The sequence below is a fragment of the Pseudoalteromonas sp. MelDa3 genome, from assembly GCF_002863625.1.
In the GTDB taxonomy this organism is placed as follows: Bacteria; Pseudomonadota; Gammaproteobacteria; order Enterobacterales; family Alteromonadaceae; genus Pseudoalteromonas; species Pseudoalteromonas arctica.
This window is the reverse complement of sequence record NZ_PJBR01000119.1, coordinates 1-12914: the sequence shown is the minus strand read 5'-3', so window position 1 is coordinate 12914 and position 12914 is coordinate 1. Positions and strand designations below refer to the sequence as shown.

The 12914-nt window shown below is 39.9% G+C and carries 16 protein-coding genes; 5 read left to right on the top strand and 11 right to left on the bottom strand.

From position 1 onward, the window contains the following. Window positions 1-102: 102 nt before the first annotated feature. From CXF89_RS17220 to gntR, 4 genes are all read left to right on the top strand, one after another. The gene (locus CXF89_RS17220; protein ID WP_002960288.1) at window positions 103-483 is read left to right on the top strand and encodes a BlaI/MecI/CopY family transcriptional regulator; all 381 of its coding nucleotides are present in this window, start codon (window positions 103-105) and stop codon (window positions 481-483) included. Between the two features lie 11 nt (window positions 484-494). After that, the gene (locus tag CXF89_RS21470) at window positions 495-863 is read left to right on the top strand and encodes a hypothetical protein (RefSeq protein WP_257983238.1); all 369 of its coding nucleotides are present in this window, start codon (window positions 495-497) and stop codon (window positions 861-863) included. Further along, a complete protein-coding gene (locus tag CXF89_RS17215; protein ID WP_257983237.1) occupies window positions 848-2110 on the top strand; it encodes a M56 family metallopeptidase in 1263 nt (420 codons plus the stop codon). The genes CXF89_RS21470 and CXF89_RS17215 overlap by 16 nt, the downstream gene beginning before the upstream one ends. A 205-nt stretch (window positions 2111-2315) precedes the next feature. Further along, complete coding sequence (gntR, locus tag CXF89_RS17210; protein ID WP_121955302.1) at window positions 2316-3326, top strand: gluconate operon transcriptional repressor GntR; 1011 nt, start codon at window positions 2316-2318, stop codon at window positions 3324-3326. Between the two features lie 81 nt (window positions 3327-3407). On the opposite strand, the gene gntU is transcribed toward gntR, so the two are convergent. Then, window positions 3408-4751, bottom strand: a complete 1344-nt coding sequence (gntU, locus tag CXF89_RS17205; RefSeq protein WP_010552956.1) for a gluconate transporter — start codon at window positions 4749-4751, stop codon at window positions 3408-3410. 150 nt (window positions 4752-4901) lie between these two features. On the opposite strand from gntU, the gene CXF89_RS17200 reads away from it, so the two are divergent. Continuing rightward, window positions 4902-5435, top strand: a complete 534-nt coding sequence (locus CXF89_RS17200) for a gluconokinase (protein ID WP_029769909.1) — start codon at window positions 4902-4904, stop codon at window positions 5433-5435. 60 nt (window positions 5436-5495) lie between these two features. On the opposite strand, the gene CXF89_RS17195 is transcribed toward CXF89_RS17200, so the two are convergent. The 10 genes from CXF89_RS17195 to hisG all read right to left on the bottom strand — a co-directional run. Beyond that, the gene (locus tag CXF89_RS17195) at window positions 5496-5684 is read right to left on the bottom strand and encodes a DUF1289 domain-containing protein (RefSeq protein ID WP_002960277.1); all 189 of its coding nucleotides are present in this window, start codon (window positions 5682-5684) and stop codon (window positions 5496-5498) included. Window positions 5685-5686: 2 nt separating this feature from the next. Continuing rightward, window positions 5687-6241 (bottom strand): hypothetical protein, encoded by a 555-nt coding sequence (locus CXF89_RS17190; protein ID WP_121955301.1) that lies wholly within the window; start codon window positions 6239-6241, stop codon window positions 5687-5689. Between the two features lie 109 nt (window positions 6242-6350). After that, entirely contained in the window at window positions 6351-6965 is a 615-nt protein-coding gene (gene hisIE, locus CXF89_RS17185) for a bifunctional phosphoribosyl-AMP cyclohydrolase/phosphoribosyl-ATP diphosphatase HisIE (protein ID WP_007580656.1), read from the bottom strand. Continuing rightward, window positions 6956-7735, bottom strand: coding sequence for an imidazole glycerol phosphate synthase subunit HisF (gene hisF / locus CXF89_RS17180; protein WP_121955300.1), 780 nt, complete (start codon window positions 7733-7735; stop codon window positions 6956-6958). The genes hisIE and hisF overlap by 10 nt, the downstream gene beginning before the upstream one ends. Then, on the bottom strand, window positions 7717-8451 hold the full coding sequence (locus CXF89_RS17175) for a 1-(5-phosphoribosyl)-5-[(5-phosphoribosylamino)methylideneamino] imidazole-4-carboxamide isomerase (RefSeq protein WP_010552951.1): 735 nt from the start codon (window positions 8449-8451) through the stop codon (window positions 7717-7719). Before CXF89_RS17175 ends, hisF begins: the two co-directional genes overlap by 19 nt. A gap of 33 nt (window positions 8452-8484) precedes the next feature. Further along, a complete protein-coding gene (hisH, locus tag CXF89_RS17170; protein ID WP_002960265.1) occupies window positions 8485-9075 on the bottom strand; it encodes an imidazole glycerol phosphate synthase subunit HisH in 591 nt (196 codons plus the stop codon). Next, window positions 9072-10133: a bifunctional histidinol-phosphatase/imidazoleglycerol-phosphate dehydratase HisB gene (gene hisB, locus CXF89_RS17165; RefSeq protein ID WP_121955299.1), complete on the bottom strand. Its 1062-nt coding sequence runs from the start codon at window positions 10131-10133 to the stop codon at window positions 9072-9074. Before hisB ends, hisH begins: the two co-directional genes overlap by 4 nt. Next, complete coding sequence (gene hisC / locus CXF89_RS17160) at window positions 10130-11239, bottom strand: histidinol-phosphate transaminase (RefSeq protein WP_121955298.1); 1110 nt, start codon at window positions 11237-11239, stop codon at window positions 10130-10132. The genes hisB and hisC overlap by 4 nt, the downstream gene beginning before the upstream one ends. Next, window positions 11229-12530 (bottom strand): histidinol dehydrogenase, encoded by a 1302-nt coding sequence (gene hisD / locus CXF89_RS17155; protein WP_121955297.1) that lies wholly within the window; start codon window positions 12528-12530, stop codon window positions 11229-11231. The genes hisC and hisD overlap by 11 nt, the downstream gene beginning before the upstream one ends. A gap of 5 nt (window positions 12531-12535) precedes the next feature. After that, a partial coding sequence (hisG, locus tag CXF89_RS17150; RefSeq protein ID WP_374703129.1) for an ATP phosphoribosyltransferase occupies window positions 12536-12914 on the bottom strand: 379 nt, incomplete at its 5' end.

Sequence of the window (12914 nt, the reverse complement as noted above, 5' to 3'; positions counted from 1 at the left end):
ACCGCTTGTTTTTTATTCACATGTCAATTTTGTATTGACACTAAGATTACTTACTACTACATTTGTAACAGTACCACTACAAGTGTAGTAATAGGAGCGACAATGAAACTTAGTGATTTTGAAATGGATATTATGCAGCTGCTCTGGCAGGAAGAACCCTGTACCGCGAGTCAACTACATAAAGTGCTTTTAGCTGATAAGCAAAAAGATAAAAAAGTAGCCTATACAACAGTTAAAACTATTGTAGATAGGTTAGAACACAAAGGAGCGATTGAGCGTTGTGGACATGAAGGGCGAGCTATTGTTTTTAGAACAATAGTTACTCAAGACACATTATCGGAGCAAGCTATGCCTAGTTTTATGCAACGATTTTTTAAAGGTAATTCTCGTAGTTTAATTGCCCACTTTATCAAAGAAGAAAAGCTAAATGATGAAGATATAGAATATTTACAAACGCTTTTAAAAAATAAGAAGTTAGATTAAAGGAGAGGGTAATGACGGATTATTTACTAACTTGCACACTTATTAGCTTATGTATTTTGCTTACAGTAAAAGGACTAAAAAATGCCCCAGCACGATTAAACTTTTACATTTTAATGACTGCTTTGGCATGTTGGTTTGTCCCTTGGCAATATTTTTCCCAGTTACCCTTATTTGAAGGGGAAAATCGTTACACATTTAACGTGGCGCAATTGATTCCCGATGTTAAAGCATTAATACCAAATGCTGAACAAGTAGCAACTAAGGACGAATTACAAAGCGATATGAGTATATGGGACTTATTGCCATCACTTAGTACTGTTTTTATGGTTTTAGTTTTAGCTGGTTTTGGATTGTTTTATTACGCATGGGCTTATATGTAAAGCTTATAAAAAATTTATACATTAACTCAAAGCCAAGTCATGAACTTAAACACATTAACAATCAGTATCCAATCAGACTAACAACCCATACAGAACCTGCTTTTGCTACCGGGTTAATAAAGCCTGTTATTTGGTTAGAGTCGACGATGACACATCGTAAAGAATTAGATTCAGTCATTCAACACGAGGTAATTCATTTACAACAAGGTGATATTTATTGGACGTGGCTTATTTGTTTTATAGAAAGCGTTTTTTGGTGGAATCCTATTTGCTTAAAGTTAACTGGTTTAGCAAGGGAGCAACTCGAACTTAGCTGTGATGAGTTGTGTATGCAAAAGCTAAAAGGTAAATACCAATTGGATTTAGCCAGTTTATTGCTACAAGAGCAAAGTGCTAAAAGCTCGCCTAACTTTTTTACCCCCCCACTTTTGAATATTGCTCATTCTAAGAGTTTTAATATTCAGAGGATCAAAATGTTAAACAAGGAAAAAACAATGAAAAGTAAATATTTGGTTATGGTTGCGGCGGCAATGTCTTTTAGTGCTTTAGCTGCAGCACAAATTGTAGACGGTAGTTCAGATAACAAGCAGCCAAGTAATAATACGTCTCAGGCTCCTGTTAAAAGTGAAGAATATAAACAACAACTTGCACAGCTTCTAAAAAGTGCTGCTGAGGCAAAAAGTGATACCCCTGAACTGTTAAACCAAGCTGCGCAAGGCATTCAAGATTGGCACTTGAATAGAGACAAACTTACTGGTTTTGAAGAAGCTGAAATCAAACTACAAAGCTTTAGGCTGCTAAATCACGTTTACTCTAAACTTGAGCAATATGAAGACATATTGAGTGCTTACGAAAAATGGTACGAGCCGGGCAGTAACCCACCTTACTTTTTAAAAAATTCATTAGCAACGGCCTATATACAGCTAGGGCGTTATGAGCTTGCTGTTGCAGAGCTTGAAGATTTATCAAAACAGCTTGAAGGGAAGCTACATGTTGGCTCTGCTGATAACTTAGCACTGGCATACATTTACCTTGCTGATTACGATAAAGCATTAAAAACCCTAGAGCAGGTTGATGCAAAAGACAATGTATACGGAAATATCCTTAAATATTATGTTTATGATAAACAAAATAACCGTAAAAAGATGGATGAAATTAAAAGTAAAATTCCAGAAGTATTTGCAGTTACCCCCGCGCTATTACCACAAAGCGGCATACCTGGTTCGCAATTGTTGAGATTGCTATAAGTTTTTAATTACGATGAGGCTCGGAGTATCTGAGCCTCTGTTTAATGTTATTGGTACAAATACAGATTTATTCATTAAAATAGGTCTAGGTTATTTAAATCTCTTAGGTAATCGCTTAGCGATAACCTAAATAAAAATGGCTAAAAGTAGTGATTTTTCGCAATAGTTGGTATGTTACAAGTAACATTTTATATAATTGTGTGTGATGAAAAAAAACAAACGTTCTTCTCTTCAAGATATTGCCGATGCGGTTGGTGTAACCAAAATGACGGTGAGTCGTTATTTACGTAACCCCGAAAAAGTATCAGAGTCTACTCGCACTAAAATTAGTGCAGCTATTGATACGCTAGGTTACATTGCAAATAAAGCCCCTGATTTACTCTCTAATGCTAAAAGCTATTCTATTGGTGTACTAGTCCCATCGTTAACGAATCATGTGTTTGCTCAAGTTATAAGAGGTATTGAAGATGTGACAGGGCCTGCAGGATATCAAACAATGTTGGCCCATTATGGTTACAATCCTGAAATTGAAGAAAGACGGGTTGAGTATTTATTGTCGTACCACGTTGATGGTTTAATTTTATCAGAAACCACACACACAGACAGAACGCTAAAAATGATTGAAATGTCAGGTGTACCTGTGATTGAAATAATGGATACTCATCACTCTCCTATGCAGCAAGCGGTTGGTTTTGATAACGTTAAAGCCGCTTTTGATATGACGACAGCACTTTTAAATAAAGGCTATCGCAATATTGTATATATAGGTGCGAGGCTCGATGTACGAACACGCCTAAAATTTCAAGGTTATTCAGATGCTATGTTAGCTAAAGGCTTTACGCCTAAAAGTGTGATGACTGATCAAGCTTCATCTTACAGTTTAGGCGCTGAACTTTTACAAAAAGCGCGTACTGACTACCCAAATACTGACTGTTTATTTTGCACTAATGATGATTTAGCAATTGGGGCTATTTTTGAGTGCCAGCGGAACAACATTTTAGTGCCTAGCCAAATGGGGATTGTGGGTTTTCATGGTCATGATATTGGCCAAGCAATGGTGCCTCAATTAGCAAGTGTGATCACCCCTCGTTATCAAATAGGTAATGTTGCGGGAAGAGAGTTGTTGAGCCGGATTAATTCCGATTTGGATACTAGCATGAATTATAAGCAAGTAATTGATACTGGTTATATAGTTCATCTAGGTGGGAGTGTTTAAATACTCAAATTACATGAGCCTAAATAACAAAAGGCCCAGGTAATTTTTATGTGTGTGATGATAACTCTACATACTGTAATTTTACAAAAACAGAGAAATAATCATAGCGACAAGTGCGCCAACAGTACCAATAATGGTTTCCATTACTGTCCATGTTTTAAGAGTTTGCATTTCGCTCAAACCGAGATAGCGACTCGCTAACCAAAATCCTGAGTCGTTTACATGGGAGAGCACAATAGAGCCCCCACCAATAGCGATGGTAACAGCGGCAAGCTGCGCTCCATCAAGTCCTAAAGGCTGGAGCATTGGTATAATTAAACCACACGCTGTAAGCATAGCTACTGTCGCAGAGCCTTGAATGACCCGCACAGCGGCTGATAATACAAAAGCGAGTATTACAATCGGTAAGCCTGAACCAGCTAAGTAATTACCCAGTGCCGTACCTACTCCTGAATCAACTAATACTTGTTTAAATACCCCACCGGCACCAGTGACAAGAATAATAATTCCCGCAGGTTGTAAGGCACTACCACAAATTTCCATGATTCTAGCATTAGGGACACCGCGCCTTGCGCCGAGCAAATAAAATGCCATTAGGCAGGCAACTAAAATTGCAGTAAATGGATGACCTATAAAGGCTAACCAATTATATAAATCAGAGTCTTTTTCAACAAAGCGACTACCAATAGTATTTAAACTAATCATAATTAATGGCAAAGCAATCAAACCTAATGCTAATCCAAAACTAGGCGTCCCTTTACCAACTCTTTGGTTATCGTCGATTTGTTCGTGCTGTGGGAGTTCTACATGAATAGATTTAGAAATAATAGAGCCCCAAATTGGACCTCCTATAATCATTGCCGGTATGGCAGCAATAAGGCCAAATAAAATCATATAACCATAGTCAGCGCCTAATTGAGAGGCAACCAAAATCGGCCCTGGCGCAGGAATAAGAAACGCCTGACAAGACGCTATCCCAGCAAGTAACCCAATACCAATTTTAACAACGCTGCCACCGCCTTTTCTTACCACTGCAAAAACAATACCGATTAAAAGTACAACGGCCACATCAAAAAAGAGGGGGAGGGCACAAATAAAGCCCGTAAAGGTAAGCGCCCAATTAGCGTTTTTTTCTCCAAAACGGTGTAAAAGTGTGTGGGCAATGCGATCCAGCGCGCCGGTTTCTTCCATTACTTTGCCAAACATGGCGCCTAAAGCGACCACCACCGCTACAAAGCCTAGCGTTCCAGCCATTCCTTTTTGAATTGTAGCGGCAATTATTTCAGGGCTCATTCCTGAGAATAATCCTGCAATCATAGAAACAAGGATCAAAGAGACGACAGCATGTAGTCGTACTTTCATTACTAAGAAAAGCAATAAAAATATGGAGCCTGCCGCTGTTAGTATTAATGATAGATCTGACATTTTTCTCTACTTATATTCAGTGTGAATTATGATGTTTAGTGTGTGTTTAACTTCACTTTCGCATTTGTTACGGGTAACATGTTACCCGTAACTCAATATAATATATACATTGAAAATAATTAATTATTAAATTAAGGCGAGGGTAAATACATGAGTAACACAAATGTAGGTCGTGTTTATATTGTAATGGGGGTTTCAAGCACAGGAAAGTCAAGTGTGGGTGATGCATTAGCAAAGCGCATTGGCGCTAAATTTATCGACGGAGACGACTTACATCCCAAGGCTAATATATTAAAAATGTCATCTGGGCAGCCTTTAAACGATGCTGATCGTGTGCCTTGGCTAGAAAGAATACGTGATGCTGCATTTAGCATTGAAAAGAAAAATGAAATTGCGGTAATAGTCTGCTCTGCATTAAAAAAGAAATACCGAGAACAAATATGTGACGGAAATATAGGTATTACCTTTTTACATCTTTATGGTGATTTTGAACTGGTTAAAAGCCGTATGCAGGACAGAAAAGGGCATTTTATGCCTGTTGATTTACTCAAAAGCCAATTTGAAACGCTAGAAGTACCAAAAGAAGATGAGCCCAATGTTATAAATATAGATATTAATAACTCATTTGAGCAAGTAGTCGAAAGCTGTATTAGCGCAACTAAAATGAATAGCCACAACAAGTAAAAAGTTTTTAGTTAACTGTTAACTGTTAACTGTTACTTTTAACATTAGGGGCTTTATTTGTTATGAGTTAGCATCTGCTCGTGGTGTTTCTAAAATCGCTTTTTTTTCATCTTCAGATAATATTATCCAATCAAAAATTTCTTCGTTGGTACGCCCACACCCGGTGCAGTAACCGCTGCGCCTTTCGCATATTCCTAAGCAATCGGTTTTAAATTTAGATGGTTTTTTGTTTTGATTTAATTGGCGCATTATTAAAGTCCTAACGGTGGAGCAATTTCAAAGCGAGTAGAAAACCCATTACCTTCTTGATTGGTAGAGAGTGTAATGACAGGGGTTTTAGTATCAAGTACAAAGGTGCTGTAAATTGAACTTGCTGTTTCTTTTTGACTTTCAAACCAACCTGTTGTGGTTAAGCATTGGCGTAATTGCTTAGCCAGTTTTTGATGAGACTTTACGGTTTTCGTTTGTGTATTAACAGGTGTTTGGCATTGGTAGCTTGCTTGCTCTGACTTATTTAAAGTAACCGTACAGGTTGCTCCAATAATATGAGTATTAGTACGCCATTTATTAGTAAACTGGTTATTTACTTTATCTGTTTTTATTGAATTAAAACCAGATTCATAACCATTTATTAGGTTATTTATGGTGCTGCATTCATCGAGTGTTACTATGGTTTTTACAGACTGATTCGTTGTAGTAGTGGTTGCTGTAGTTGTAGTCTGATTAGTTTTGCTGGTACAGCCCGCTAAAATAAACGCGATAACTAAAATAAATGCGACAATAGAAGGAGTAATATAGTTTTTCATAGTTCACAGTAACCGATTAGTTTAGCCACGCACTATATCACACGTGATTTACTGTAAAAATAAAAAGACCCATAAGATATGAGCCTTTTTCAATTTGCTTTAGCAGGTGCTATTTATGGCGACCTTGCAAGCATTTAACTACATCTTCAAGGGCTAAGCCTTGGCGTTGTAGCAATACGGTAAGGTGATAAATTAAATCAGCAGATTCGTTTGTTAGCTCATCGTTATCGTGTTTCATAGCGGCAAGGGCAACTTCTACGCCTTCTTCACCTACTTTTTGACAACTACGGCTTAAGTCTTTTGCAAATAATGACGCTGTGTAGCTTTTTTCAGGGTCGTCATTTTTACGCGCAACAATCACATCTTCTAACTGTGCTAAAAAGCTTAAACTTGGTTTTGCTTCATCACCAAAACAGCTTTGTGTGCCTAAGTGGCACGTTGGACCTTCTGGGTTGGCAAGTACTAAAATTGAATCGTAGTCACAATCGGTATGCACAGATACTACGTTTAAGTAGTTTTCTGATGACTCACCTTTAGTCCATAAACGCGATTTTGAACGCGAGTAAAACGTCACTTTATTACTCTCAAGCGTAACGTTTAGTGCTTCGCTGTTCATAAAGCCTTGCATTAAAATAACACCAGAGCGGGCATCTTGAATAATAGCAGGGATCATTTCACTTTTAGCGAAATCGACTTGAGCTTGGTTTTGTTGTGTTACTTGCATAATCTTGCTGCCACTTGGTTATCTGTTAAAAATTGTTTTAGTTCGCCAATGTTAATCACATTTTTATGAAAAACGCTGGCAGCTAATGCACCATCTACTTTGCTTTGTTTAAATACATCAACAAAATCTTGCATACTACCCGCACCGCCAGAGGCGATTAAAGGAATGTTACATAGCTCGCGAATTTTACTTAACTGCTCGTTGTCGTAACCGTTACGAACGCCATCTTGGTTCATACAGTTTAATACAATTTCGCCGGCGCCTAAGTCTTGTACGCGTTTAACCCATTCTTGTGTTTTATAACGCGTACGGCTTGATGCATTAGGATCGCCAGTTAATTGGTAAACTAAATACTCGCCGGTAATTTCATCAAAAAAGCTGTCAATACCTACAACAACACATTGCTTACCAAACTCATCGTGTAATTCTTTAATAAGTTCAGGGCGTGCAATAGCAGGGCTGTTAATGCTTATTTTATCAGCACCGCGCTCTAAAACACGCGCTGCATCAGCCACTGATTTAATACCGCCGGCTACACAAAATGGAATATCGATATTGCGTGCAATACTCTCTACCCAGTTTACATCAAGTAGGCGTTTTTCAACGCTTGCACTGATCTCGTAAAAAACCAGTTCATCGGCGCCAGCTTCGCTGTAGGCTTTAGCCATTGTCAAAATGTCGCCAACAACTTCATGGCCTTTAAACTTAACGCCTTTAACTACTTGGCCGTCTTTAACGTCTAAGCATGGGATTATGCGTTTTGATAACATGCCAATGCCTCCTCAACGCTAAATGCGCCATCAAGCAATGATTTACCTAAAATAACGCCGCCCACACCAAGCTCTTTAAGCTTTTTAATGTCATCTAGTGAGCTTACGCCCCCTGAGGCTTGCACTTTAATTGTGCTGTTGTGGCGAGTTAAGTCTTCGTAAAGCTCAAACGATGGACCCGTCATGGTGCCATCTTTACTGATGTCCGTGCATAAAAAGTCAATAACACCTAAGCCTACATAAAAATCTACCAGCTCAAGTAAACCAAATTCAGATTCACTTAACCAACCGTGTGTAGCAGGTGCCCAGCCCGTGGCTGTTTTATTTACATCAAGAGCAATTACAAAATGCTCTGCGCCAAATTGCTCAATCCAGGCCTTTACTTGTTCGCGTTTTTCTACTGCCATTGAACCAATAACAACTTGGTTTGCACCGGCTTTTAGCCAATCACTTACATCTTGCTCTGAGCGAATACCGCCGCCCACTTGATATGGTACGTTAAGTGCTTTGGTTGCAGCTTGAATATGTTTCCACTGTTTTTTACTTGGATCGCGTGCACCTTCTAAATCAACAAGGTGTAGTTTACCTGCGCCACTGTCGGCGTATTCTTTTAAACGCGCGCCAAGTTCGAAAGGGTAAAACTGTGCTGTGTCGTATTTACCTTGGTACAAGCGCACAATTTGATTTTGTAATACGTCTAATGCTGGAATAATCACAAATAATCTCTTTTTTGTTAGTTAATGGGCAGCTTACAACTGCCAATCAACAAAATTTTGTAATAAACGTGCGCCAACTTTTGCGCTGCGCTCTGGGTGAAATTGCATGCCCGCGTAATTGTCTTTTGCAACAATGGCTGAAAAGGTTTGACCATATTCGCCGCTCACGAGTGTGGCGTCGTTTACGGTGTGCGCAAAGCTGTGAACAAAATACACTTGCTCATCGAGCGTCAGCCCTTTAGTTAATGCATGCTCTTTATTAACGCTTAAGTTATTCCAACCCATATGCGGCGACGTTAAATTGCCTACATCAAGCGCTTTTACTTGCCCTGGTATTTTACCCAGGCACTGTACGTTACCTTCTTCGGTGCTTTCGCACAGTAACTGCATACCTAAACAAATACCCATAAGCGGGCGCTGGTATTCATTTATAGCTTGTTGCCAGCCGTTATCTACTAGGCGTTTCATAGCAACCGATGCGTGACCTACACCTGGCAATATAGCGCGCTCAAAACCCGCTAATTGCTCTGGTGAAGTAATTACTGTTGGCGTTTGCCCTAAGCGTTCAAACGCAAAGCGTACTGAATTTATATTGGCACAACCGGTATTAATTATGGCAATCATAAACATCCCTTAGAGCTGGCTGTTTGTTGGGTCGTGTCTTGTGCTACGGCCATACGAAGAGCACGTGAAAACGCTTTAAATAAGCCTTCTACTTGGTGATGACAGTTACCGTCGCTTACCGATAAAATAAGGCTAATAGCGGCGTTATCACTTAAGCTCTTGAAAAAGTGCTCAACCATTTGCACGTCTAAGTCGCCTGCTTTTTCGCGGCTAAAGTTAGCGTTTAATACAAATGATGCACGGCCCGATAAATCAATTTGTGCTTCGGCTTTACATTCATCCATAGGAAGAGCAAAACCATAGCGTGCAATTTGCGATTTAGTGCCAAGCGCTTGTTTAAGTGCGACACCTAAGGCAATACCAATGTCTTCAACAAGGTGGTGCTCGTCTATGTGTAAATCGCCTTTGGCTTTAATGTTTAAACCAATGTTTGCGTGCGTGCGGATTTGATCAAGCATGTGATCAAAAAAGCCAAGACCGGTGTCTATGCTGCCATTTTTAGTTCGATCTAAGTTTATGGCTACATCAATTTGGGTTTCTTTAGTGTTTCGTGTAACACGACCTTCGCGGTTTGCAGTGGTCAATTTAGTCACTATCGCACTCCAATCGCCGTCGTATAAAATACCTTCACAACATAAGTTTTGAGCAAGGCCAATATCAGTTTCACGGTCGCCAATAACAAAAGAGCGTGCTAAATCTACTTTGCCTGAGCGCATAAGCTCGGTAAGTAATCCTGTTTTAGGTTTACGGCAATCGCAGTTTTGCTCGTTAAAGTGAGGGCAAATTAATACTTCGTCAAAGCTAATGCCTTGGCTTTGCATTATGTCCATCATTTTGTCTTGTGCTATGTCAAAATCAGCAGTAGGGAAGCTATCTGTGCCCAAACCATCTTGGTTAGATACCATAACTAAACGGTAACCTGCAGCTTGTAATTGTAACAACGCAGGGATAACGCCAGGTAGAAATGCTAGCTTTTCAAGGCTATCTACCTGTTTGTCGGTAATTGGCTCTTCAATAATAGTGCCGTCGCGGTCGATAAATAAATAGGGGTTACTCATGATATTTCGTTTCCTGCTAAAGATGCTGTGGTAGCCGGCGTTTGTAAGCCATCTAACCAAATTTTTACTTGTTCAAGTTCTTGTTCACTGCCAATTGAAATTCGTAGCCAGTCGTCTTCACCGTATAGCGTAAAAGCGCGCATAACCAAACCTTGCTCAAGTGCAATTTTAAAATAGTTTTTATCGGCTAATTTTAAAGTAACAAAGTTACCTTCACCAGTGAGAATTTTTAATGCAGCAGGGGAGGCGTTTAGCCAATCCACTAATTTAGCTTTTAAGCTATTTAAAATAGTAACTTGGCGGCGCATTGATGTAATTGCATCGGGTGCAATTGCTTGCGCTGCAATACTTGCTACAACACCTGATACCGGATACGGCGCAATGACTTTACGAATTGGCGCAAGAGTTGCTGCTTGTGCAAGGGTAAAGCCGGTTCTAAGGCCCGCTAGCGCAAAGGCTTTAGAAAGCGTACGCAAAACCACTACATTACTAAACTCATTAATAAGCTTAGTCGCGCTTTGCTCTGGGCAAAACTCTATATAGGCTTCATCAACAATAACTAATGCAGAACCCGCAAGTGCTGTAGCAATCGCTTTTACTTTATCAAGTGGTGTAAGGCTGCCCGTTGGATTATTTGGGTTACAAATAAATACTAGTTTTGAGCTGCCAACAGCTGCGACTATTTCGTCAGCACTGCCACTTAATAATAATTCTTGGGTAAGCGCGTTAATACCAACGTTGTGTGTATCGGCGGTAACTTTGTACATACCGTAGGTTGGTAAAAATAGCGCAATACTATCTTTAGCTGGCTCACAGTATGTGCGCACTAAAAGCTCAATGCCTTCATCTGCGCCGCGCGTCATTAATACATCTCCGCTTTCAAGCTCTGTATAAGCGGCGTAACGGTCAATAACCAGTTGCGGTTGTGGATCAGGATAGCGATTTAAATCTTCAATACTCAGTTCAAGGTTTTTAGCATAAGGGCTTTCGTTAGCATTTAGCCACGTAGTACCGGTTAGCTTTTCACTTTTTGCAGAGCTGTATGCAGCAAGGGCTGCAATATTTTTAGGTAATAAGCTAGACGCTTGTGCGCTCTCATTGCTCATTTTTAATTGCCTCTAAACGAATTGAAACCGCATTAGCGTGGGCATCAAGGCCTTCTGCATCTGCAAGTGGTAAAATTGCTTTTGAAAGCTCAGTTAATCCACTTTTAGTAATTGTTTGCACTGTGTATGTACGGAAAAAATCAAGCAAGTTTAAGCTCGAGTAAGTTGCACTGTAACCATATGTTGGTAACACGTGGTTAGTACCCGATGCGTAATCGCCTGCAGATTCTGGCGTGTAGTCACCTACAAATACTGAGCCTGCATTTTTAACTTTATCTAGGTAAGGTGTTGCATCGCCTAGTTGTAAAATTAAATGTTCTGGACCGTACTGCGCCGATACATCAAATGCTTGCGCAACTGAATCAACCAAAATAAGTGAAGAATTAGCGAGCGCTTGCTCGGCTGTTTCTTTGCGGCTTAAGTTAGCTAACTGGCGTGTAAGTGCCAGCTGAGTTTGTTCTATAATACTTTCGCTGTTACATAATAAAATAACTTGCGAGTCTGCGCCGTGCTCTGCTTGTGAGAGTAAATCGGCGGCTATAAATTCTGGGTTTGCACGTTCATCTGCAATAACTAATACTTCAGACGGGCCTGCTGGCATATCAATTGCCATACCTGGAATAGTTTGCGCAACGAGCTGTTTAGCCATTGTTACAAAGCTATTACCTGGGCCAAATATTTTGTTCACTTTAGGAACCGATTCGGTGCCATAAGCCATTGCTGCAATTGCGCCTGCGCCACCACTTTCTATTAAAGTAGTAATGCCACATAACTTAGCTGCATATAAAATAGCAGGGTTAATCGCTTTATCACCTTGTACTGGTGTAGCAAGTACAACGGTTTTTGCGCCGCTTAATTGCGCTAATACACCCTGCATAATAACCGACGATGGCAGTGGAGCACTGCCACCGGGTACGTAAATACCGACTGCTTCGATGGCTTGATATTTCAGTTCACATACAACGCCTGGTTGGGTCGATAATTTAATATCTTTTGGCAATTGCGCTTCGTGAAAACGTTTAACGTTTGCATAAGCGGTATCAATTGCGTATTTAAGCTCTGCACTTAGTGCTTGCTCTGATGCGTTAATTTCATCAAGCGGAACACATAAGCGAGGGTTAGCTCTATTATCAAACTTTTTAGCCATGCTAAGTAAGGCTTCATCGCCTTGCTCTTTTACATTAACTAAAATAGTTTTGCATATAGCTTCAACCTTGGCGCTGGCAGAAACTGCAGGGCGCATTAGCGCCGCTGCTTGTACTTGTGAAGATTCCTCATTCCAACGAAGCATGGCACTTACTCCATCATTTTTTCAATTGGCATAACTAAAATAGAGTTAGCGCCTAGGGCTTTTAACTGCTCCATTGTTTCCCAAAATAATGTTTCGCTGCTTACCATGTGAAGTGCTACGTATTCATCGTTACCAGCAAGGGCAAGTAGAGTAGGTTGACCAGAACCTGGTAAAATTTCACAAATTTCATCAAGTTTGTTTTTTGGTGCGTGTAGCATGATGTATTTGCTTTCTTTAGCTTGTCTAACACCACGTAGGCGCGGCATAAGCTTATTAATTAGTGCTAGTTTGTCAGCATCTTGAAGATCTTTATTTTGAATTAAACACGCGTTTGATTCTAAAATTGTTTCGCCTTGAATTAAGCCGTTAGCTTCAAGTGTTGCG